19 protein-coding genes are annotated in these 22,073 nt (G+C 59.9%); 9 read left to right on the top strand and 10 right to left on the bottom strand.

Annotated features, from left to right (window positions below):
* Positions 1-112 precede the first annotated feature (112 nt).
* The 5 genes from glmU (at position 113) to FEM01_RS17675 (ending at position 7,123) form a co-directional block, all read left to right on the top strand.
* Entirely contained in the window at positions 113-1,480 is a 1,368-nt protein-coding gene (gene glmU / locus FEM01_RS17695; protein WP_138220777.1) for a bifunctional UDP-N-acetylglucosamine diphosphorylase/glucosamine-1-phosphate N-acetyltransferase GlmU, read from the top strand.
* Between the two features lie 196 nt (positions 1,481-1,676).
* Complete coding sequence (locus FEM01_RS17690) at positions 1,677-2,444, top strand: DeoR/GlpR family DNA-binding transcription regulator (protein ID WP_138220776.1); 768 nt, start codon at positions 1,677-1,679, stop codon at positions 2,442-2,444.
* 12 nt (positions 2,445-2,456) lie between these two features.
* Positions 2,457-4,292, top strand: a complete 1,836-nt coding sequence (glmS, locus tag FEM01_RS17685; protein WP_138220775.1) for a glutamine--fructose-6-phosphate transaminase (isomerizing) — start codon at positions 2,457-2,459, stop codon at positions 4,290-4,292.
* A gap of 764 nt (positions 4,293-5,056) precedes the next feature.
* Entirely contained in the window at positions 5,057-5,824 is a 768-nt protein-coding gene (locus FEM01_RS17680) for an SDR family NAD(P)-dependent oxidoreductase (protein WP_138220774.1), read from the top strand.
* A 27-nt stretch (positions 5,825-5,851) separates the two neighbouring features.
* Positions 5,852-7,123 (top strand): D-arabinono-1,4-lactone oxidase, encoded by a 1,272-nt coding sequence (locus FEM01_RS17675; RefSeq protein WP_138220773.1) that lies wholly within the window; start codon positions 5,852-5,854, stop codon positions 7,121-7,123.
* Positions 7,124-7,235: 112 nt separating this feature from the next.
* On the opposite strand, the gene FEM01_RS17670 is transcribed toward FEM01_RS17675, so the two are convergent.
* Positions 7,236-8,627, bottom strand: a complete 1,392-nt coding sequence (locus tag FEM01_RS17670) for a sensor histidine kinase (RefSeq protein WP_138220772.1) — start codon at positions 8,625-8,627, stop codon at positions 7,236-7,238.
* Positions 8,624-9,298: a response regulator transcription factor gene (locus FEM01_RS17665; RefSeq protein ID WP_138220771.1), complete on the bottom strand. Its 675-nt coding sequence runs from the start codon at positions 9,296-9,298 to the stop codon at positions 8,624-8,626. The genes FEM01_RS17670 and FEM01_RS17665 overlap by 4 nt, the downstream gene beginning before the upstream one ends.
* 150 nt (positions 9,299-9,448) lie before the next feature.
* On the opposite strand from FEM01_RS17665, the gene FEM01_RS17660 reads away from it, so the two are divergent.
* The 3 genes from FEM01_RS17660 (at position 9,449) to FEM01_RS17650 (ending at position 12,752) form a co-directional block, all read left to right on the top strand.
* Entirely contained in the window at positions 9,449-9,781 is a 333-nt protein-coding gene (locus FEM01_RS17660; RefSeq protein WP_138220770.1) for a hypothetical protein, read from the top strand.
* Positions 9,782-10,531: 750 nt separating this feature from the next.
* Positions 10,532-11,770, top strand: a complete 1,239-nt coding sequence (gene eutH / locus FEM01_RS17655; RefSeq protein ID WP_138220769.1) for an ethanolamine utilization protein EutH — start codon at positions 10,532-10,534, stop codon at positions 11,768-11,770.
* A gap of 178 nt (positions 11,771-11,948) precedes the next feature.
* Complete coding sequence (locus tag FEM01_RS17650; RefSeq protein ID WP_138220768.1) at positions 11,949-12,752, top strand: helix-turn-helix domain-containing protein; 804 nt, start codon at positions 11,949-11,951, stop codon at positions 12,750-12,752.
* A gap of 128 nt (positions 12,753-12,880) precedes the next feature.
* Here FEM01_RS17650 and FEM01_RS17645 read toward each other — a convergent pair whose 3' ends face one another.
* The 4 genes from FEM01_RS17645 to FEM01_RS17630 all read right to left on the bottom strand — a co-directional run bounded on the left by FEM01_RS17645 (position 12,881) and on the right by FEM01_RS17630 (position 16,613).
* Positions 12,881-13,588: an anti-sigma factor gene (locus FEM01_RS17645; protein WP_138220767.1), complete on the bottom strand. Its 708-nt coding sequence runs from the start codon at positions 13,586-13,588 to the stop codon at positions 12,881-12,883.
* Positions 13,585-14,133, bottom strand: a complete 549-nt coding sequence (locus FEM01_RS17640; protein WP_138220766.1) for a sigma-70 family RNA polymerase sigma factor — start codon at positions 14,131-14,133, stop codon at positions 13,585-13,587. Before FEM01_RS17640 ends, FEM01_RS17645 begins: the two co-directional genes overlap by 4 nt.
* Before the next feature lie 108 nt (positions 14,134-14,241).
* Positions 14,242-14,769 carry a DUF3455 domain-containing protein gene (locus tag FEM01_RS17635; RefSeq protein ID WP_138220765.1) on the bottom strand — a complete coding sequence of 176 codons (528 nt, stop codon included), beginning with the start codon at positions 14,767-14,769 and terminating at the stop codon, positions 14,242-14,244.
* Between the two features lie 224 nt (positions 14,770-14,993).
* Complete coding sequence (locus FEM01_RS17630) at positions 14,994-16,613, bottom strand: methyl-accepting chemotaxis protein (RefSeq protein ID WP_138220764.1); 1,620 nt, start codon at positions 16,611-16,613, stop codon at positions 14,994-14,996.
* Between the two features lie 373 nt (positions 16,614-16,986).
* On the opposite strand from FEM01_RS17630, the gene FEM01_RS17625 reads away from it, so the two are divergent.
* The gene (locus tag FEM01_RS17625) at positions 16,987-18,282 is read left to right on the top strand and encodes an MFS transporter (protein ID WP_138220763.1); all 1,296 of its coding nucleotides are present in this window, start codon (positions 16,987-16,989) and stop codon (positions 18,280-18,282) included.
* A 52-nt stretch (positions 18,283-18,334) separates the two neighbouring features.
* Here FEM01_RS17625 and FEM01_RS17620 read toward each other — a convergent pair whose 3' ends face one another.
* The 4 genes from FEM01_RS17620 to FEM01_RS17605 form a co-directional block, all read right to left on the bottom strand.
* Positions 18,335-19,198 carry an aldose 1-epimerase gene (locus FEM01_RS17620; RefSeq protein ID WP_138220762.1) on the bottom strand — a complete coding sequence of 288 codons (864 nt, stop codon included), beginning with the start codon at positions 19,196-19,198 and terminating at the stop codon, positions 18,335-18,337.
* Between the two features lie 24 nt (positions 19,199-19,222).
* On the bottom strand, positions 19,223-20,146 hold the full coding sequence (locus FEM01_RS17615; RefSeq protein ID WP_138220761.1) for an EamA family transporter: 924 nt from the start codon (positions 20,144-20,146) through the stop codon (positions 19,223-19,225).
* Between the two features lie 85 nt (positions 20,147-20,231).
* On the bottom strand, positions 20,232-21,512 hold the full coding sequence (locus FEM01_RS17610; RefSeq protein WP_138220760.1) for a TRAP transporter large permease: 1,281 nt from the start codon (positions 21,510-21,512) through the stop codon (positions 20,232-20,234).
* On the bottom strand, positions 21,513-22,040 hold the full coding sequence (locus FEM01_RS17605) for a TRAP transporter small permease (RefSeq protein WP_138220759.1): 528 nt from the start codon (positions 22,038-22,040) through the stop codon (positions 21,513-21,515).
* Positions 22,041-22,073 lie beyond the last annotated feature (33 nt).

Genomic DNA, 22,073 nt, shown 5'->3' with positions numbered 1-22,073 from the left:
GCCGGTCACCTGCATTGCGATTGAGTTAAAGGGTAGCCTCGGCTACCCTTTTTCTTTTTCTGAATTTCTTCTTCGGTCACATCGCTGACCGCCCCGGATCGGTAGCCAGTCAATGTCCCTCGATATCGTCATTCTCGCCGCAGGCCAAGGCACCCGCATGCGCTCCTCGCTGCCCAAGGTGCTGCACCCGGTAGCGGGCAATTCCATGCTCGGCCATGTTATCCACAGCGCACGCCAACTGCACCCCAACGGTATCCATGTGGTGATTGGCCATGGCGCCGAGCAGGTGCGCGAACGCCTGGCAGCAGACGACCTGAACTTCGTCATGCAGGACAAACAGCTTGGTACAGGGCATGCGGTGGCCCAGGCACTCCCGGCCATCACTGCCGACACCGTACTGGTGTTGTACGGCGATGTGCCGCTGATCGAAGTGGATACCTTGCAACGCCTGCTGGCCAAGGTCAGTGCCACGCAGCTGGGTTTGCTCACGGTAAACCTTGCTGACCCGACCGGCTATGGCCGTATCGTGCGTGATGAGCAAGGCCAGGTGCTGGCGATCGTCGAGCACAAGGACGCCAGCGAAGCGCAGAAGGCTATCACTGAAGGCAACACCGGTATTCTGGCCATGCCTGCCAAGCGTCTTGCCGACTGGATGGGTCGCCTGTCCAACAACAACGCCCAAGGCGAGTACTACCTGACCGATGTGATCGCCATGGCCGTGGCCGATGGCCTGGTGGTTGCCACCGAGCAGCCGCATGACGCTATGGAAGTGCAAGGCGCCAACGACCGCCGGCAGTTGTCCGAACTGGAGCGCCACTACCAGCTGCGCGAAGGCCGCCGCCTGATGGCTCAGGGAGTCACCCTGCGCGACCCGGCCCGTTTCGATGTCCGCGGCGAGGTCACGGTAGGTCGTGATGTGCTCATCGACATCAACGTGGTGCTGGAAGGCAAGGTGGTCATCGAGGATGACGTACAGATCGGCCCGAACTGCGTGATCAAGGACAGCATCCTGCGCAAGGGCGTGGTGATCAAGGCCAATAGCCACCTTGAAGGCGCCGTCATGGGGGAGGGCAGCGATGCCGGCCCATTCGCCCGCTTGCGCCCGGGCAGTGTGCTAGAAGCCAAGGCCCACGTGGGTAACTTCGTCGAGCTGAAGAACGCACGCCTGGGCGAAGGGGCCAAGGCTGGCCACCTGACCTACCTGGGTGATGCCGAGATCGGCGCCCGCAGCAACATCGGCGCCGGCACCATCACTTGCAACTACGACGGTGCCAACAAGTTCCGCACGGTCATGGGTGAGGACGTGTTCATCGGCTCGAACAACTCGCTGGTCGCCCCTGTGGAAATCCAGGCAGGCGCCACCACTGCGGCGGGCTCGACCATCACTCAGACGGTCGAGGCCGGCCAGCTGGGTGTGGCGCGTGCGCGCCAGCGCAACATCCAAGGCTGGAAGCGCCCGGAAAAGATCAAGCAGAGCTGACTTATCCACAGTGCTTTTTACACAGGCCGGCTTATGTGAATAAGCCGGCTTTTTCATTCTGTGGATAACCAGGCAGTGCGGTACTCGGCGATTGCGAGGCTGGTCTGGCAGGCACCTGTCTGCCTACGCTTGACTAACGAGGCGGCTTAGGTTTTGATTGCACCTCTTATCTTTCGAATCGAAACTTAACGCCAAAATGTCGAAACGAAATACACCGCAACGTCGTCACAACATTCTCGCCTTGCTCAACGAGCAGGGTGAGGTGAGTGTCGACGCCCTGGCCAAGCGTTTCGAAACCTCCGAAGTGACCATCCGCAAGGACCTGGCCGCCCTTGAAGCCAATGGCCTGCTGCTGCGTCGCTACGGCGGTGCTGTCACCATGCCCCAGGAACTGCTGGCCGAAACCGTGCAGCCGGTGTCGCTGTACAAGCAGGCCATCGCTAAGGCGGCAGTGCAGCGCATACGTGAGCATGCGCGCATCATCATCGACAGCGGCAGCACTACGGCTGCGATGATCCCGCAGCTCGGGCGCCAGCCGGGCCTGGTGGTGATGACCAACTCGCTTAACGTCGCCCGTGCCATCAGCGAGCAGGAGCACGAGCCCGTGCTGCTGATGACCGGTGGCACCTGGGACCCGCACTCAGAGTCGTTCCAGGGCCAGGTGGCCGAGCAAGTGCTGCGCTCGTATGATTTCGACCAGTTGTTCATCGGTGCCGATGGCATCGACCTGGAGCGCGGCACCACGACCTTCAACGAACTGCTGGGCTTGAGCCGTGTCATGGCCGAAGTGGCCCGCGAAGTGATCGTGATGGTCGAATCGGACAAGGTCGGTCGCAAGATCCCCAACCTCGAGCTGCCTTGGGGCAGCGTCAATACGCTAATTACCGATGATCGCCTGCCCGCCGAGGCACGCGAGCGCATTCAAGCCCGCGGCGTCAATCTGATCTGCGCCGCTATCAGCTAGGAGCAACAACTTATGTGTGGAATCGTGGGTGCCGTTGCCGAGCGCAACATCACAGCCATTCTGGTCGAAGGCCTCAAGCGTCTGGAATATCGCGGCTACGACAGCGCCGGCCTGGCCGTTTATACCGAGCAGGGCGAGCTGCAACGCCGTCGCCGCATCGGCAAGGTCAGCGAGCTGCAAAAAGCCGTCGAGGACGATCCGCTCAAGGGCCAGTTGGGTATCGCCCACACCCGCTGGGCGACCCACGGCGCACCGACCGAGCACAACGCCCACCCGCACTTCTCGGGTAACCAGGTGGCGGTGGTGCACAACGGCATCATCGAGAACCACGAAGCGCTGCGCGAAGAGCTCAAGGCCCTGGGTTACACCTTCGACTCGCAGACCGACACCGAAGTGATCGTCCACCTGATCCATCACCTGCTCAAGACCACCCCCGACCTGACCGATGCGCTCAAGGTGGCGGTCCAGCGTCTGCACGGCGCCTATGGCCTGGCCGTGATCAGCGTCAGCCAGCCGGATCGCCTGGTCGCCGCGCGCAGTGGCAGCCCGCTGGTGATTGGCCTGGGGCTCGGTGAAAACTTCCTCGCCTCCGACCAACTGGCACTGCGCCAGGTCACCGACCGCTTCATGTACCTCGAAGAGGGCGACATCGCCGAAATCCGTCGTGACGCGGTGCAGGTGTGGGACCAGGCTGGCCAGCCGGTGCAACGCGAGACCGTGCAGTACAGCGACGGCGCAGAGGCGGCCGACAAGGGCAAGTACCGCCACTTCATGCTCAAGGAGATCCACGAGCAGCCAGCGGTGGTGCAGCGCACGCTCGAAGGGCGCCTGGGCAAGGACCACGTGTTGGTCCAGGCCTTTGGTCCTCAGGCGGCGGAGCTGTTCGGCAAGGTCCGCAACGTCCAGATCGTCGCCTGCGGCACCAGCTACCACGCCGGCATGGTTGCCCGTTACTGGCTGGAAAGCCTGGCCGGCATTCCTTGCCAGGTCGAGGTGGCCAGCGAGTTCCGCTACCGCAAGGTGGTGGTGCAGCAGGACACGCTGTTCGTCTCGATCTCCCAGTCCGGTGAAACCGCCGACACCCTGGCGGCATTGCGCAACGCCAAGGAACTGGGTTTCCTTGGCAGCCTGGCGATCTGCAACAAGGGCATCAGCTCGCTGGTACGCGAATCCGACCTGACCCTGCTGACCTTGGCAGGCCCGGAAATCGGCGTGGCATCGACCAAGGCCTTCACCACCCAGCTGGTAGCCCTGCTGCTGCTGACCTTGGCCCTGGGCCAGGTGCGCGGCACCCTGGAAGCCGGTGTTGAGGCAGAGCTTGTGGATGAGCTGCGCCGCCTGCCAACTCGCCTGAGCGAGGCGCTGGCGATGGACGGCGTGGTCGAGAAGACCGCCGAACTGTTCGCCGACAAGCACCACACCCTGTTCCTTGGCCGTGGTGCGCAGTACCCGGTGGCGATGGAAGGCGCGCTGAAGCTCAAGGAGATCTCCTACATCCACGCTGAAGCCTATCCAGCCGGTGAACTTAAGCACGGCCCGCTGGCGCTTGTGGATAACGACATGCCAGTCGTCACGGTGGCGCCGAACAACGAACTGCTGGAAAAACTCAAGTCCAACCTGCAGGAAGTGCGCGCCCGTGGCGGTGAGCTGGTGGTGTTCGCCGACGAGCACGCCGGCATGAGCAACGGCGAAGGCACCCACGTGATCAACGTGCCGCACATCGCCGACGCCCTGGCGCCGATTCTCTATACCGTGCCGCTGCAATTGCTGTCGTACTACGTGGCGGTGCTCAAGGGTACCGACGTCGACCAGCCACGGAACCTGGCCAAGTCGGTGACGGTGGAGTGATGCTGTGGGCTGTTGTCCAGTCTTAGTTTTCGACAATTAAAGCGGTATTGAAACAATAAAAGCTGTCTCACGAGACCATGATCTTCCTTAGGGAGGCTCGTGGTCTCGGCCGATCATATCGGCAACGCTTGCTTTTTAATCATGCTCGATGGAAAAATATTTCTGTGAAAACCCCGAACAATTTTCCTTAAACGCGTAATGAGCGGCGCTTTGATGCTGCCGACCATTTTTCAGCCCTCAACCGGCTCAAAGCCAGGGCTCTTGCGCGCTACAGGCGCACCTCTCCTGCAGTGGTCAATCATTGCCGGTGTACCACTCGCAGATTATTGACCAGCAGCATCACTATCTGGTCCACCTGGGGCCTGAGCGCAATACTGAAGGCGAGGTAAGCAGTACGCGGGTAAGCGTAAGCAAACCCTTCGCGAGCGTTTCCTGACCGAGATGTAGCTCTGCGTTGGTCACATCCTATGCAAATTGAATCAATTGCCAAATATATAATTCTTATTTTCGGCCTTTTGTAAGACCTCATAAACACTTAGTTAAGCGCTGAACAGCGTCTCCATCTTTATTTTTGTCCTCTCGCCAGGCGAGTTGGTATTCCACCCATCCATTCGTGAAAAAGAGATTTTGTATACCGATTGGTATATGGAGCTTGATGCCTATTCGGGTCATGCTTCAGCGCACGGATCAGGTCGAGCCGTGACAAAACAAAAACTCACATTGCGAAAGCCGCGTTGTTCATCTGCGCTGCTCGGAGGCTACTCATGACGGGACGTTTGCAAGGAAAAGTAGCGTTGATCACTGGCGGTGCGGGTGGATGCGGTCTGGCCGCATCGGAGCTGTTCGCGGCAGAAGGGGCCAAGGTAGGCATCGTCGATCTTCCCTCCAGCAAAGGTGCCGAAGTGGCCGAGCGGCTTCGTAGCGAAGGGTATGACGTCGTGTTCTCGCCTGCGGATGTTTCGGATGCGACTCAGGTGCAGCTTGCCGTGGCAGCCGTAGAGGAAGCGTTCGGGCCGATCACGGTACTCATGAACCATGCCGGCATTCTTTCCGCGCTGCCTTTCCTTGAAACAAGCGAGGCGGAATGGGACCGCATCATGGCAGTTAACGTGAAGAGCATGTTCCTGGTCACCCGGGCGGTCTTGCCAGGCATGCTCGCAGCGGGTGGTGGCAGCATAGTGTCCACGTCCTCGATCTCTGCGGTGGTAGGCACGCCCATGGAGGTTTTGTACTGCACCAGTAAAGGCGCCACACACATGTTCGCCAGGGCGATTGCGGTGGAGTTCAGAGATCGCGGAATCCGTTCCAACGCGATTTGCCCAGGTTTCATTGCTACCGCACACGGCCTGCGCGAAATCGAAACGTTGCAAAAACATGGCGTGGATGTCACGGAAGAGGCCATTGCTGCTGCGCAGGGGCGTCTGTGCAAACCATCAGAAGTTGCGAGCGCAGCACTGTTCCTGGCCAGTGATGATGCAAGTTTCGTCAATGGTGCGCATTTGTTTGCCGACAATGGCTATACCGCAATCTAACCAGAAGAAAAATGCAGGAGATCCATCGTGACAACATCTTCGAACAATATGCACATCAACGAATTCGGACTCGAGCACGCTCACTGGCGTAATTGGGCAGGTAACCAATCCTGCATCCGTTCGGCACGTGGAGCACCTGCGAGCGAGGATGAGCTTTGCTCGATGGTAAACGATGCCTCCAGCAAGGGTATGAACGTTCGGGTTGCCGGCTCCGGTCACTCCTTCACCGCCGTCGCCCTCACCAATGGCCTTCACCTCACGCTGGGCAACATGACCGGCGTACGTCATATCGATTATGACAAGAAGCGAGTCACCGCTTCGGCGGGCACTACCATCAACGCGTTTGGTAAAGCCTTGCGTGAGGCTGGCCTGTCGATGGTCAACCAGGGCGATATCGACAGCCAGTCGATCGCGGGCGCGCTGACCACCGGCACTCATGGTACGGGCCTGACCCTCGGTAACCTGGCCTCTTCGATCGTGGGGATGAAGCTGGTTCAGCCTGACGGCCGCATCATCGTTGTCGATGAAAGTACCCCAGACCTGCTGCAAGCAGGGCGCGTGTCGATGGGCGTGCTGGGTATCGTCTCGGAGATCACCCTGCAGGTTACCGACAGCTTCAACCTGCACGAGCGAATCTGGCGTGAAGATTTCGAAAGCGTGATGGAAAAACACGACGAACTCGCGCGCAAACATCGGCACTTCAGCTTCTTCTGGTGCCCGTACGAGCAGAGCCGACACTGCTATTGTCTGCCGGATACAGCGGCAACTTCGAAAACCGGAAAGACGACCGATGTCTGTGAAGTGAAGGTAATGGATATTACCGATCGCGCCCCTTTCGACAGCCCTTTCGAAAAGGTCGCTTACAGCTCGGATGTATACCCAATCGAGTACCTGCCGAACTTCCACGAGCTGGAATATGCGGTACCGATCAAGCACAGCAAAGAGGCGCTGCGCGCCGTCCGCAAGCTGATGCTGGAAGACTTCCCGCAAGCCATCTACCCCATCGAGTACCGCTTCACTGCCGGGGATGGTGCGTGGATGAGCCCTTTCTTCGAGCAGGATAGCGTGACCATCTCGGTGTCAGGCGAGCCAGGTACTGACTATTGGGACTATCTACGTGCTGTCGATGCAATCCTGCGCGCCTATGGTGCCAGGCCACATTGGGGCAAGCTGCACTTCCTGACCGGTGATGATGTAACGAGTATTTATCCGCGTGCCACTGACTTCCGTCAGCTGCGACGCCAACTCGACCCGCAAGGTATCTTCCTCAGCGAACACCTCAGTCCCTATTTCAAATAGTTATCGGCACGGGAGCGACTCAGCGTGCTGGCAATCACCAGCTTGCTGAGTCGTACAGAGGGGCATCGTTGGCCTCTTGCGTTTCAACCTTTCGTCCTTCAGGTCAGGGAGGTCACGCGGGTGTGCCCGCTACACGGCTAGATGACCCAAAGCTCAGGCGAAAATGAGCGCCGGCAGATGTTGTAGCCGGTAGCAGTTGGGCGCGCCCTCCATGGGCCATCATGATCTTTTGCACCAGTTCCAGGCCTAGCCCTGCGCCTCGACCATCATTTTTCAGACGGTAGAAGGGCTCAAAAATCTTCTCGCAATCCGCTTCTGCTATTCCTGGGCCCTCGTCAATCACATCGATATTGCCGTTGCTACCGACCAGCACTGTGATCAGGCCGGATTGACCTGCATACGTGATAGCGTTCTGGATAAGGTTGCCCAGCGCGCGTTCAATGGACGCTGCCTCGACATTGACCCAGCAATGCGCGGTTTCGTGTTCGAGTGCTATGTCGTAGCCAGCAGCCACGGCCAGCGGAGCAATATCGGCGACCACAGTGCGTGCCAGTTCGACGAGGTCGATGCGCTCCAGTACCACTGCACCTTGTTCATAACGCTGCAGATCGAGTAGTTGCGAGGCCAGATTGGTAAGCCTTGCCAAATCCGCCTGAAGAAGGCCTTTATGCGCGCTTGGTGGCAGGTTCGAGAGTCGGGTCTGGAGGATTGCTATTGGTGTTCTCAGTTCATGCGCAGCATCTGCCAGAAAACGTTGCCGTGCTTTATAGCCTTCATCTAGGCGGTTGAATGCAGCATTTACCGCGTCGATGAACGGTTGAATTTCGAGGGGCGCAGAGCCCGCGTGCAGACGAATGCCCCGCTGCTTGAAGTTGATGGCTTTTGCATCCGCCGCAACTTTGTCCATGCCGGCCAATGTCCGCTTGACTACCCAGGGCGTGATGATTGGCAAAATCACCAATGTTATCAATGAAAGAAAAACTACCAGAACCAGGCTTTTTGCCGAAGCCAGTGAAAGCGCCTCTGTAAAGGTGACGGGTGAGCGCGCGGTTGTCATCACCTTGATCACACCCGCTCGCGATGTCGCCCACTGCACGGTTGCAATCGGTGTCTGAGACTTATCGATAGTCTGGCCTAGATCGGCATATGCAATCGCATCCAGAGCCTCTACTGCCGATGCAACATTGCCTGGTACCTGACCGTGCATGATCTGCTGCCCCGAGGCATCGCGCACGACATACCAGAACTCAGGATCTTGCAGGCGCTCGCGCAATTTAGCGCTCTCATCGATGGTCAGCACCCCATCGGGACTGCGGGTGACCGAGTCGGCGACGGTATTCACTGCCGTCCAGCCATTATTGCCATCGTACAGGTTACCGTTGGACCATAAATAAGCTTCAGCAATCAGCTGAATTGCCGCCAGTACGGTAATGATGCCAATTTGTGCTGCAATGATACGCAGTGTGAGGCGCCAGCGTAGGGAGCGGGGCTTCAAAGAGATCATTGTTTTTCCCTTATGAAGTAGCCAACGCCTCTGACTACCGTCACGTCTAGCCCACTGTCGGCTTCTAGAAGTTTTTTACGCAGCCTGGAGACATGCGTTTCCAAAGCATTTGGTTGCACCTCGTCATCAATGGAAAAGACGGCTTCCATCAATGCGCCTCGTGCAATGACACGGCCAAATCGGCGGAGTAGGAGCTCCAGAACCAAGGTTTCTCGGCGAGTAAGCAGCACGGTTTTGCCGCCCACCGTCGCCTCCCCACTTAAGTAGTCAAAGACCAAACGGCCAAAACTCACCAAGTCGTGCTGAATATTGAGAGGGCGTCGTACTAGCGCTCGGATCCTGGCGAAAAGCTCGCTAACTTCAAACGGTTTGGCGAGATAGTCGTCAGCACCTGCATCAAGGCCTGTTACACGGTCGGCCAAGTCGCCCCGTGCCGATAAGATAATCACAGGAATGGGATTTGCGTTTGTCCGCCACTGCTTCAGTAAAGACAGGGCGTCGCCATCCGAGAGCTGGCGATCCAATACCACGACGTCGTAAGGGTAATCGGCCAACGCGCCGGCAGCCTGCATGAGCGAGGTCACGTGATCAACGACCACATTATGACGGCCCAGCGCTTCTTTCAGCGATGATGCTAATTCAAGTTCGTCTTCAACAAGCAAAATTTTCAAGGTGCTACCTGTGGCCGTGGGCAGGTTTGAAAGTGTACCAGTCGAGCCCAGCGCACTGGCGCGACAGGTTAACGACAGGCAAGCACGGCAAGATCGCCGTGTTGTCTTCGACGGCCTATCCGTCCGTCTGGTTTATTGAAGGAGTGATAGATGATCAAATTGTTCGGTACCGGCCTCCTGGCGCTTGCTGCAGCAGCACTTTCTGGCTGTGCGGGTAGCTACACCAGTAAGGATTTCTACTCGGTTTACTTGGCACAGCCGAATAGCCAATTCTCCGCAAGCAACGGCACCCTTAGCCGCGGCGGTCAGTTAGATGTTACTTACAAGGGTGAACGTTTCACCGGCCAGAATGCCAATAACAAGATCACAGCTAAGGGCAGCAAAGGTAATTCGCTGACGTGCAGCTACACCATGCCAGGCAGTGTCGCGACCGGAACCTGCCAGTTGTCCGGCGGTACGACGCTCAATATGAAGTTTGACTGACTGAGTCAACCACTTCAGCGGATCGCCCCTTGGCATTCTTGATGCGCAGGGGGCGATTTGCTATTCGACAACACTAGGCCTATGGGCGTTTCCAGCGTACTCAAACGTCGTCTCGGAACGTTATGGCGCGTTTTCCCTTGGGTCGGATCGTTCGGCGTGGAATCGCGGCGTCCGGTACGCAGCAGAGGCTATGCAGCTAACGATTGCAATGTCGTTGCGCAAAGCGTGCTCAAGCCCCGGTAGCGTCTGCGCCCAGCGAGTCGAGGAAACGCCGCGCATGGCGGCTCGCTGTTCCTCCACTGCATGGCGTTGTCCAGTCATGCGCCATCTCCCCCGTCAACGCTGACATCCAAGGGCTGCCCATACCATTCAGCGCGAAGCGGCCGGAAGGTGCCATGGGCGCTGGTGATTGAGTCGAGCATAGTGGCGGCGGCGTTTTCCAGGTTTGCCGGTTGCTTGAAGGTTCGCTGTCGGACTGCCTGAATGCCTTCCGAGGGCGCATGATCGACGTCTTCACCGGCATACCGCGCTGGCGCTGGTCCTCCGTCGCCACGCCGAAATTACAAATTTTATTTATAAATCAATTAGTTAAATGAGCGTATACCGGTTGATATATGGACACGCTCGGCGGGCTGGCACTAGCCTGACCTCGGCGAACCTTCGTGGGCTCGCGAGCTTCACTCACAAAAACAACGACTAAATACCTTTCAGTCCTGCCATTGAACAACACATACAAGAATGAGGCAGCAAATGGAAAACATAGGCACCTATGTCATCTATGTGATCATGATATGCGCGGTTATCGGTGCCGTTGCGTCCATGATCAATCCAGAAAGCGAGTTGGGCCAGGAGTTCATTGCCGGGCTGCATAGCATCGGGCCGATCTTCATCCCCGTGGCCGGTATCATGGCCGCCATTCCCTTCATCTCCAGTGGCATCAGCCACGTGATCGCGCCGCTGTTCCAGCTCATCGGCGCTGATCCTGGCATAGCTGGCCCCATCTTCATTGCATCCGACATGGGCGGCTATCAGTTGGCCAAGGCGCTCGCACAGACGCCGGAAGGCTGGATTCTGGGTCTGATCACCGGCTTCCAGTCCGGCGCCACCCTGATTTTCGTGATCCCTGTCGGTCTGGCCATGCTGCGCAAAATCGACCACAAGTACATGGCCTTAGGCATCATGGCTGGGCTGCTCACCATTCCCATCAGCATCATGATCATCGCCATGATGATGCAGACATTGGGCCTGAATGTCCGGCCTGACATTGCGACCACCGGTGCTGCCACCGAGGCGTTGCACTTCACGCTGCCGATGCTGCTGCGCAACCTGATGCCACTGATTCTGTTCTGTATCGCGCTGGCTGCTGCACTTCGGTACTTCCCTAACGTGATGGTCTACCTGTTCCTCAAGCTTGGGCAGTTCATGTACATCTCGGTGGTGCTGGTGCTGGTTGCCTCGATAGTCCAGTACTTCACCGGCTTCTTCAGCTCGGTCTTTGGTGGCTGGGGGTTCGCTCCGATCATTGCCGACGCTGACGATCAGTTCCGTGCGCTCGAAATTGCCGGCTATATCGGGCTGATGTTGTGCGGTGCCTTTCCGATGGTCTATTTGCTCAAGCGCTTCTTGTCCAAACCCATCGAGAAGGTTGCCTCTCGCTTCGGTATGTCGGGGGTCGGTGCTGCCGGCGTGCTCGCCTCATCTGCCAACATTCTGGCGATGTTTCGCCTTGTCAGTGACATGCCGCCCAAGGACAAGGTCCTGGTCATCGCGTTCTCGGTCTGCGCCGCGTTCACCTTTGGCGACCATATGGCGTTCTCGGCAAACTTCCAGCCGTCGCTGATTCTGCCTTTGATCATCGGCAAGCTATCCGGCGGCCTGATTGCGATGGTGCTGGCCTATTGGCTCGCGGTGCCCAGAGCCAGGGAGATGGGACTGCAGGATGAGGCGGCAGCGGCCGGCACTTTCCGGGCCAGCGCCGAAGCGGCTTGATCCGACAACGGCATCGAGTTTATCCGCAGCGTCATCGGCGCTGCGGATTGTTCAGCTTCGGCGCTGCGGTGTCGCAATCATCTGGACGAGTCGATAAAGTGCCTTGAGCAAACCTTCAGGTTTTCTGCAAAAAACCAGATGACATCGGCAAGGGCTCAAGAACAGCTGCGTGGTGATCATGAAAATCGAAGAGGCGAGAGCGCTGTCCTCCGTCGTTTTGGCTTTGGGGACTGAGCAATTTGGGGCGTCCATGGATGCTCTGCTTCGTGAGAAAGTCTCGTTCGACATGAGCTGCGGTTATCTTTTCCAGTACAACCAAGGCGCTATCCTGGTACACAACGGTTATGGCCAGTCCGTCACTGAAAGGACGCTCAACGCCTATCTTCGCGGTGGCTATCTCCTCGATCCGTTCTATGTGGCGTGTGTGAACGGTCATCCAGCTGGCCTATGGCGCATGACGGATCTGGCCCCGGACAGTTTCTTTTCGTCGGGATTCTCGATATCCAAGGACATTCATCCTTGTGTGTCCTCCGAGCATGGCACGGCCATCGAAGAAGTAGGATTCATCATCCCGATACGTCCCCAGGTGGCGATCGTCTACTCGGTGATGAGGTACCTGCGTAACGGGCCGTTCACCGCGTCGCAAATGCAAGCGCTGACCGCACTTGGGCCGGTCATTACGGCACTGTTCGAAAAGCATTGCCAGTTGAGCTATTCAGGTAGCCTCAAAGAAGAACAACCTGGCGACGTGATGCTTGAAGATGCTTTCGTCGAAATTTTGCAGGGGCGACTGACGGGCACGCAACGCTACATTGCCAAGCTGCTGTTGCAGGGGCATAGCAATGCCTCGATTGCCACGCTGCTCAACATCTCGGATGGCACGGTGAAAGTGCACAAGCACAATATCTATCAACGCCTCGAGATATCGACCAACGCTGAATTGTTCCGTTTGTTCATCGATTACTTGGCGAAGCCTACGTGAGTCCGCTGGACCAGCACTTGCCGAGATCAGGGGATTGGCTATGAAGCCGTCAAGCTGCCTGAAAGCGCGTGCAATCAGCCGGATGAATCGTGAGAACCCCAGCGTTTCTAGTGTGGTGCTGCCCCAGCTCAGATGACTTTCACCGCGCGGCCGATGAACTTCACGGGTCCGGTGGGTGCGCCGGTAGGAGAGCCCCCGGCTTTTTCCAGGGTCAGCTCGAACAGCTGATTGGGCTCAAGCGCAGGCAGACGAGTGAGCGGCACACGGTAGGCTTCGCCTGGCCTGACCAACCCCAGCGAAACCGGTGCGCGCCACTGATCACCCTTGGTCCAGAACTGCAACGTCATGCCCTCTGGTACGTCGTCACGCGCAAGGGGGATCAGTTCGATCATGCGCGCATCGTTCGCCTGCACGACCCATCCCGGGGCCTGATTCGAAGGTGCTACCAGCACTACCATGTAGGTGGTCACAGGTGGCGCCTTGCTCAGCAGGGCCAAGCTCAGCACCAGGCTGGCGGCGAGCCCGGCAGCGGCCAGGCCCTGCCAGAGCCCAAGCCGGCGCCACCTGCTGATGGGGCGTTGCAGCGGGGCCTTGAGTTCGTCAAGGCTGCGTTCGATCCGGCTCCACAAGCGGCTGGTGGGGGTTACGGGCTCGACCAACGCGGTCAGGTTCAGCAGGCGAGCCTCCCAGCCGTCCACTGCGGCGCGTACAGCCGGCTCGGTGTTCATACGCGCGATCAGCGCGGTACGCTGCTCGCCGCTCAAGGTGCCCAGCACATATTCGGCCGCCAGCTCATCGAGTGCTTCGGGGCTTTCATCCTCAGGGGTAGGTTTCATCCCATGCACGCTCGCAGCAGTTTCAGGCTTCGCCTGATCCAGGCCTTTACCGTGCCCAAGGGCGCGTCGAGCAGGGCCGCGATCTGCGCGTTGCTACAGCCGTCCACATACGCATGCAGGATGCAGCGTTGTGCGGCGGGCTGTAGGCGCTCCAGACAGCGGTAGATCTTTGCCGAGCCGGACCAAAGGTGCAGCTCGTCAGTGTCTGCTGCCAGCGTCGCGATGGCGCTCATGTCGGCATCATCCATAGAGGCTTCCCAGTGGCTGTCACGCACCGCGTTCAGCGCCAGGTGACGTGTTAGGCTGTAGACCCAGCTCCGAGCGGAACCCCGTTGCGGATCAAAGCGGGCGGCGCGTGTCCATATACGTACGAAGGCATCGTGAACGATGTCCTCTGCACTGGCCTGATCGCGCACGATTCGCTTGGCCACGCCGAGCAAACGAGAACCCTCGTGTTCATAGAGTGCCTGCAACGCTCGGCGGTCTCCCTGAGCACAGGCGGCGAGGCAGCCTTCGAAGTCGAAAGGCGCAATGGGCGAATTCAATTAGGCAGCTTTCCGTGGCAGCGTAGGTCGGACGATACCCTGGCCTGTTGGCCAGGGGCTCGCCCAAGAGCGTAGATGATCAATCGCCGCACTGCCGCTAGGCCCCGGTCATTTGGCCGACCAGAACACGTAATCGGCCTGGTACTTGACGACCTGCTGCGTGCCTTTGTTCTGCGCCGTGCAGTCCATGGCCGGCGCCACCCCACCCCGGGTAGCGAGGCGCTGGATATAGCTGACCCCCTGCATGGCGCCTTTGCCTTCAGCGGGGTTGGCCTTGACCAGTTGGTACGGAATATCGCCTTTGGCCGCAGGTGCCACCGCAAGCTGCGTACCGGTCACTTTCGAACCGTCCTTGGCCTGCCAAGTGGCCGGCGGACCAAAGTAGTCCCCCACAGGCTTGCCGGTGCGGTCATTGAGCACCGCCTTGGGGCCGACGAAGAACCACTCGGTCTGGCCGGGCGAATTGGCCTTGTCGCGGCATTCATAGGTAATTTCGCCGACGCCGACGGTTTCGAGCATGACGCGGTGGCCATCGGGCACCTTGACTGCCTCGGGTAGCGCCGATTGCCCATGGGCGCTCGCAGCGCCCAGCATGCAGCAGGCGGCCAATACGGAGAAAGCGGGTTTTATGCGCATGTGATGAACTCCTGTGGGGTCATGGGCCAGCCAATTGTCGGCTGCCTGATAAGCACTACCCGCCAGGTTTCATTTTGGATGCATCTGCTTCAAGCAATTGTGCGCGTGGCGCCGAAAGCTGTATCACGGGGTCACGTTGCCTTCGGCAAGTGGCCCCCATGAAGGTGCCCGCTGATCCTCCGGCAAACGGCTGTCATGCGTTCGCCGGGTGAGGCACGGGTGGGTCAGACCACGAAACGCGTGACCAGTTGATTGAGGTTGACCGCCAATTGCGACATCTCGCTGCACGCGCTTGCGGTCTGGCTCGCGCCGGCGGCGCTTTGCGAGGCGAGATCGCGGATGCGCAAAAGGTTCTGGTCCACTTCACGCGCTACATGCGATTGCTCTTCAGACGCCGTCGCGATCTGCAGGTTACGCTCATTGATTTGCGTGATCGCGCTGGCGATCTCATCCAGGGAACTGCTGGCTTGCTGGGCGATACCCAAAGACTGGTTGGCCAAGTCACGGCTGGTGTTCATCGCCTGCACGGCATTCTCGGAGTCGGCTTGAATCGTCGCGATCATCTGCTCGATCTCTTGCGTCGACAGCTGGGTGCGATGCGCCAACGCCCTGACTTCGTCTGCGACCACTGCAAAGCCACGCCCCTGTTCACCCGCGCGTGCCGCTTCGATTGCCGCGTTGAGGGCCAGCAGGTTGGTTTGCTCGGCAATGCCACGGATGACTTCCACGACTTTGGAGATATCTTGCGCGCGCTCCGACAACCCTTGGATCTGTTCGCTGGTCTGCTCGACGTTACCGCTCAGGCGCTGGATCGACTTCAAGGTCTGCGCGACCCGCTCCTGGCCGCTTTGGGTAAAGCCTTGGGTACGTTTGGAGTCTTGAGAGGCGGATTCTGCATTGCGGGCGACCTCATCCACCGCTGCGCTCATCTCGGTCACTGCCGTCGCGGCTTGATTGACCTCGTCGTTTTGCGCGACCAGGCCGCGGCTCGACGCTTCCGTGACCGCTGTCATTTCCTCGGAGGCCGAGGCCAGCTGTGTCGAAGAGTCCGATATCTGGACAATCGTATTGCGCAGGTTTTGCTGCATCTGCGCCAATGCCTGGAGCAGTCTGCCGGCTTCATCGGTCCCGCTGGCCTGCACGTCCTTCGACAGGTCGCTGTTGGCGATGCGCTCGGCCACGGACAATGCAGCACTGATTGGCGAGGTAATGCTTCGGGTCAGCACCAAGGCCAGGCCGATCGTCAGCGCCACCACTGCGACAATGATGGCGATAACCAGCCAGCGACCTGATGAATAGATGTTGGTCGCAGTCTCGCCGGCTTGCGCGGCACCTTTGTTGTTGAAGTCGGTGAGTGCCTGGATCTGCTCTTCCATGCCGCTGGTCAACGGGCGAATACGTGTGGCGACCAGGTTGACCGCCCCGGGAATGTCGCCAGCCTGCATCATGGGCTCGAGCAGATCCAACTGCTGTTGATAGGCCTGCGCGCTGGTTTTCACGGCAGAGAACAAGGTGCGCTCCTGATCGCTGGCAATGAGCGGCTCGTAATTGGTGACGGCATTTGCCATCACCTGACGATAGTCAGGAAAGTTTGCGATGGTTTTCTGCAGGCTTTGCGGGTCCGCCAGCGCGCGCTGCGTTTCCAAGCGCAGGCGAAGCATCGAAGCGTTCATTATCGCGGTTTGGCGAATACTGGCCATCCAGTTCTGCTCGACGTCTTTTTCGATGTCACGCAGCTTGCTCATCTGGACCACTGCGAAAATACCCAGCACAACCACGAGCGCTACGATCAGCGAGAAAAAAAGCGCAGCTCGGGGCGCCAAGTTGAGGTTTCTTACATTCACGGGCGGTCTCCAGAGGATGGGCGGTTCAGCACTTGGAAAGCTATCGGCTCGGCCCACAAAAAAATGAGATGCCGTCGTGGCTTTTCAGCAAGGGCCTGATGGGCGTCAAGACGTCGAGCTGTGCCCACAACCGTTTATGCGGGCTTAAGCCAAGGCGATCACCCATCACCGGTTAATCGACCTGTACGGGATGATGTGATCGTACAACCAATGTGGATTTATCCGATTTTCAGGCCGTAGCGTCGCGAACAAGATTATGTTGTACGACGACCTATCACTTGTTACTCTCCTTGTTGAAACAATTTGTCTCAATTGACCCTGCCGGTCCTTGAGCCAAATCACCACACCTCTAAAAACAAAAGCCAGGTGAACCATGAAGATCAAAGGCATCCGTTGGTGGATGGTCAGCCTTGTCACGGCTGGACTCGTCGTCAACTACCTCGCCCGCAACACGCTGTCGGTGGCCGCGCCCACCTTGATGAGCGACCTTTCCATCAGTACCGAGCAATACGCCAAGATCGTCGCCGCCTGGCAGGTTTGCTACGCGTTGATGCAGCCGATCGCCGGCTGGTTCATCGACTTCATCGGCACCAAGCTGGGTTTTGCCGTGTTCGCCCTGGCATGGTCGGTGGCCTGTGCGGGCGCGGCGTTGGCCTCGGGCTGGCAGAGCATGGCATTCATGCGTGGGTTGCTGGGCATGACCGAGGCGGCCGGGTTGCCGGCCGGGGTCAAGGCGACCACCGAATGGTTCCCGGCCAAGGAGCGCTCGGTGGCCATTGGTTGGTTCAACATCGGTTCTTCCCTCGGTGCATTGCTGGCGCCACCGCTGGTGGTGTGGGCGATCCTGCACAGTGGCTGGCAGTTGGCATTCGTGCTGGTGGGCGTTTCTGGCATCGTTTGGACCCTGCTGTGGATGCTGCTTTACAAGCACCCGCGGGACCAGAAGCGCTTGAGCAACGAGGAGCGCGACTACATCCTGTCTGGCCAGGAAGCGCACTTCAAACAAGAAGCCCGTGAGAAGGGCGCCTGGAAGCGGATTTTCAAGACCCGCAACTTCTACGCCATCGCCTCGGCACGCATCCTGTCGGAGCCGGCCTGGCAGACCTTCAACGCCTGGATTCCGCTGTACCTGATGACCGAGCGACACATGAACATCAAGGAAGTGGCGATGTTCGCCTGGTTGCCGTTCCTGGCGGCCGATATCGGCTGCGTGCTGGGCGGCTACCTCAGCCCGCTGTTCCATCGTTACTTCAAGGTCTCGCTGTTCACCTCGCGCAAGATGGTGCTGGTGTTCGGTGCCAGCTGCATGATCGGGCCGGCCTGCATCGGCCTGGTGGAAAGCCCCTACACTGCCATTCTTCTGCTGTGCATCGGTGGCTTCGCTCACCAGACGCTGTCTGGAGCACTGTATTCGATCACGTCGGACTCCTTCAGCAAGGACCAGGTGGCCACCGCCACCGGCATGGGTGGGATGTGCGGCTACCTGGGGGCGGCGGTGTTCACCCTGGTGTTCGGCGTGCTGGTCACGCAAATCGGCTACAGCCCGCTGTTCGTGGTGCTGGCAGTGTTCGACGTGATCGCCGCGTTGCTGGTGTGGAAGGTGGCGCGCGAGGTGTTGGCCGAACCGGCCAAGCCGGCTGTGCCGGTGAGCGCTGAGGCGTTGGCATAATCGCTGCGGCCCATCGTGGAACACCCCGCGATGGGCCGCACAGGCACCGTGTTCACTCAGGCTGGTACTGCACGTTGAACCCCAAGCTCATGTCTTGCCCTGGCTGCAACAGCCGCAAGCCTGGCCGCCCTGGCAAGTGATGGGCATTGACCGGGTGGCTGACCGGCTCGAAGCAGAAGAAATCCTTGCCCTCTGGGCAGAACAGCAGAAAGTGCTCGGTGCCGCTGGCGCTGCAACGCAGGCGATAGCCCGGTTGTTCGATGATGCAGTGTCCTGGCCAGCCCCCGAAGCCATGATCGACTGTTCTGGCAGGTAACGGGCCCATGGGCTCGAACTGCCAGTCATCGGGCAGCGAAGCCTGGCGCGACGGCAACTGATCCTGCTCAGCCAGCCATACATGCTGCGCCGCCGCTTGCAAGCGGGTCTGGGCGTGGCGCGGGAAGTAGGGGTGCAGCCCCAGGCCAAACCAATTCGCTACCTCGCCCAGCGCGGTCACCTCTAGCGCCAGGTTCAGGCAGCCCTCATGCAGCGTCACCTCCAGCGTCGCCCGGTAGGCGAACGGCACCTGGGTTTCGAGAGTCAGCCGCGCGCGTTGCTCGCTGTGGTGCTCGACGTGCCAGGCCTGCTGCCAGGCGCTACCGTGGATCGGATAGGGGTCGTGCTCGGTGTTGCGGGGCAGGGCCTGCCAGCCATCGGGGCGAGCAAAGCCCCCTTCGCCGATGCGGTTGGACCAAGGCACCAAGGGGTAGCAGCCCAGGCGGCGTGGGGTGCCGGCAGCCAGCGCTGCGGCATCGCTGTGGCGCAGCAGGGCCTGCCCTGTGCGCTTCGCCGTCCAGTTGACCAGGCTGGCGCCTATGTCGGGGGCCAGACTCAAGCGGGTCAGGCGGTCTTGCAGGTGCAGCAGGGGCACGGCCATCGAAGGCTCCTTGTCACACAGGGGTCAGTTGGCTCGGCGGTAGGTCAGCAGCACGATGCCGCACACCACCACGGCGCCGCCGATCAGTTGCAGGCTACCCAGCTGCTGGTCGAGCAACGCCCAGCCCAGTAGCAAGGTGGCGATGGGTTCGACGTTCATCACCGGTGCGTTCTGCGCCATGTTCAGCCGTGGCACGCAGACGAACAGCAACGTGAAGGCCACGCCGTACAGCACCACCAGGCTGGCCAGGGCCGCCCAGCCGGCAGGGTTGGTCGGAGGTGATAAGCCCGCAGGCATCACGCCGCTGGCGCCGGCCACCAGCATGCTGGTGAACACGATCAGCAAGGTCAGCAAGCTGCGCACCGGGCCGCGCACCTCGGCCAGTTTGTGGTCGGTTATCCACAGGCCGCAGGCGAACGCACAGGCCGCGCCAAAGGCCAGGCTCACGCCCAGCGCCCAGTGCGGGTTGGCCTCAGCGCCGTCGGCCAGACGTGCCGGCACATCCAGCGCCAGCACTAGGCCGCAGAGGATCAGGCCCATGAATAGCACGGTGCGGCCAGTGGGACGCGCACCACCCAGGGCCCAAGTGAGCAGCGCCAGCAGCATCGGGAAGGTATTGCCCACCAGCAGCGCCAGGGCCACCGGAATGCGTGCCACTGCCGAATACAGGCACAGGCTCTGGGTGGCGATCAGCAGGCCCAGTAGCAGTTGCCAGCGCCGTGTGCCACGCGGCAGGCCCAGCGCCTGGCGCTGCCACATCAGCAGGCAGGCCAGGACCAGGAAAGTGATGCCCGAGCGGCAGAGGATTGCCAGCAACACGCCGGTACCGTCATCGAAAGCGATGCGTGCGGCGATGTGGTTGGCGGCGAACGAGCAGGCCAGCAGTGCCAACAGCGCGATGGCCAGCTTGCGGGGCAATAGTGGTGGGGCAGAAGCGGTCACAGCCATGTGCAGGGTCCATTCGCAGAAAAGCTCGCCAGTGCTCCGCCGCCCCGTAGGCGCGAGCGAGGCCGCGCCTACCGGGCGTACGGGATTACAGGACGACGCTAGGCAGCCACAGCGAGATGGCTGGGATGTAGGTCACCGCCATCAGCACCAGGAACAGTGCCAGGTAGAACGGCAGCAGCGCCTTGACCGTCGATTCGATGCTCACCTTGCCGATGGCTGAGCCGACGAACAGCACCGCGCCTACTGGCGGAGTGATCAGCCCGATACCCAGGTTCACCAGCATGATCATGCCGAAGTGCACCGGGTCCACGCCGATGCCGGTGATCACCGGCAGCAGGATCGGGGTGAGAATCAGGATCAGCGGCGCCATGTCCATCACCGTGCCCAGCAGCAGCAACATGAAGTTGATGCACATGAGGATCACGTAGCGGTTGTCCGACAGGGTCAGGAACGCCGTGGTGATCTTCGAGGGGATCTGCATCAGCGTCATCACGTAGCCGAAGCTTGCGGCAAAGCCGATCAGGATCATCACGATGGAGATGGTACGTACCGTGCGGTGCATCAGCTTGGGCAGGTCGCGCCACTTGTAGTCGCGGTAGATGAACATGGTCACGAAGAACGACCACACCACTGCCACGGCTGCCGATTCGGTCGCGGTGAACACCCCGGAAAGAATACCGCCAAGGATGATCACCATGGCCATCAGGCCCCACAGCGCTTCACCCGCGATTTTCAACGCTTGGCGCAGTGGGATCACCTCGCCCTTGGGGTAGTTGCGTTTCTTGGCGAAGATCAGGCACAGGCCCATCATCACCGCGCTGAGCAGTAGCCCAGGCATCACCCCGGCCATGAACAGCGAAGCGATCGACACCGTACCGCCAGCAGCCAGCGAGTACAGCACCGAGTTGTGGCTGGGTGGGGTCAGCAGCGCCTGCACCGAACCGCTGACGGTTACCGCCGTGGAGAACTCGCGCGGGTAGCCCTTGCGTTCCATTTCCGGGATCAGCACCGACCCCACCGAGGCCGTGTCGGCCACCGATGAGCCGGAGATGGCCCCAAAGAACGTCGAGGCCATGATGTTGACCAGCGACAGCCCACCACGCACGAACCCCACCAGTACCCCGGCGAAGGCCACCAGCCGACGCGACATACCGCCCTCGGCCATGATCGCGCCGGCCAGCACGAAGAACGGGATGGCCAGCAGCGAGAATTTGTTAACCCCGCTGGCCACTTGGATCATCATCGCCTGCAACGGGATGTCGATGTACCAGGCGCCGATCAACGCGGACAGGCCCAGGGCATAGGCCACCGGCATGCCCACCAGAATCAACGCGATGAAGCTGCCCAACAGAATGACTGCGTCCATTTATGCCGTTCCTTCGCGTTCTTCGAGTTGGTCGAAACGCATCACTTTGCGTTCGCTCTGATCGCCCAGCAGGAGCCTTTCCAGCACGAACACCAAGGTCAGCAGGCCGCCCAGTGGAATCGGCGCGTAGGTCATGCCCACTCGCACGCCCGGCAGTGAGGCCAGCGACTGGTTCCAGGTGGTGATGCACAGCTGCGTGCCGTACCAGGTCATGAACACGCAGACCAGTACCATCAGCACTTGCACCAGCACCGAGCCCAGCCGGCGCTGTAGTGGTGGCAGGCGGTCGGTGATCATCGTCACTGCCATGTGTGCGCCAGCGCGGTAGCTGGCGGCGGCCCCGATGAAGGTGAACACCACCATCAACAGGATGGCCACCGGCTCTGGCCAGCTGGAGCCGGTACCCAGGACGTAGCGGGCGAAGATGCCCCAGGGAATGATCAGCGCCATGCTCAGGATCGACAGGCCTGCGATCCAGATGCAGCAGCGGTAAAGCGTGTCGTTCACGCTGAGGAGAAGCGATTTCATAGGCGTCACCTAAACGGCAGTGCGGCGTTCGCC

It is taken from the genome of Pseudomonas mosselii (genome assembly GCF_005796105.1).
Lineage (GTDB): Bacteria > Pseudomonadota > Gammaproteobacteria > Pseudomonadales > Pseudomonadaceae > Aquipseudomonas > Aquipseudomonas mosselii_C.
This window is presented reverse-complemented; position numbering and strand designations above follow the sequence as displayed.

Bases quoted from the DNA above. Each gene is read 5' to 3' on its own strand.
- glmU (WP_138220777.1), top strand. From the start codon at position 113: ATGTCCCTCGATATCGTCATTCTCGCCGCAGGCCAAGGCACCCGCATG.
- FEM01_RS17690 (WP_138220776.1), top strand. From the start codon at position 1,677: ATGTCGAAACGAAATACACCGCAACGTCGTCACAACATTCTCGCCTTG.
- glmS (WP_138220775.1), top strand. From the start codon at position 2,457: ATGTGTGGAATCGTGGGTGCCGTTGCCGAGCGCAACATCACAGCCATT.
- FEM01_RS17680 (WP_138220774.1), top strand. From the start codon at position 5,057: ATGACGGGACGTTTGCAAGGAAAAGTAGCGTTGATCACTGGCGGTGCG.
- FEM01_RS17670 (WP_138220772.1), bottom strand. From the start codon at position 8,627: ATGATCTCTTTGAAGCCCCGCTCCCTACGCTGGCGCCTCACACTGCGT.
- FEM01_RS17660 (WP_138220770.1), top strand. From the start codon at position 9,449: ATGATCAAATTGTTCGGTACCGGCCTCCTGGCGCTTGCTGCAGCAGCA.
- eutH (WP_138220769.1), top strand. From the start codon at position 10,532: ATGGAAAACATAGGCACCTATGTCATCTATGTGATCATGATATGCGCG.
- FEM01_RS17650 (WP_138220768.1), top strand. From the start codon at position 11,949: ATGAAAATCGAAGAGGCGAGAGCGCTGTCCTCCGTCGTTTTGGCTTTG.
- FEM01_RS17645 (WP_138220767.1), bottom strand. From the start codon at position 13,588: ATGAAACCTACCCCTGAGGATGAAAGCCCCGAAGCACTCGATGAGCTG.
- FEM01_RS17635 (WP_138220765.1), bottom strand. From the start codon at position 14,769: ATGCGCATAAAACCCGCTTTCTCCGTATTGGCCGCCTGCTGCATGCTG.
- FEM01_RS17625 (WP_138220763.1), top strand. From the start codon at position 16,987: ATGAAGATCAAAGGCATCCGTTGGTGGATGGTCAGCCTTGTCACGGCT.
- FEM01_RS17620 (WP_138220762.1), bottom strand. From the start codon at position 19,198: ATGGCCGTGCCCCTGCTGCACCTGCAAGACCGCCTGACCCGCTTGAGT.
- FEM01_RS17615 (WP_138220761.1), bottom strand. From the start codon at position 20,146: ATGGCTGTGACCGCTTCTGCCCCACCACTATTGCCCCGCAAGCTGGCC.
- FEM01_RS17610 (WP_138220760.1), bottom strand. From the start codon at position 21,512: ATGGACGCAGTCATTCTGTTGGGCAGCTTCATCGCGTTGATTCTGGTG.
- FEM01_RS17605 (WP_138220759.1), bottom strand. From the start codon at position 22,040: ATGAAATCGCTTCTCCTCAGCGTGAACGACACGCTTTACCGCTGCTGC.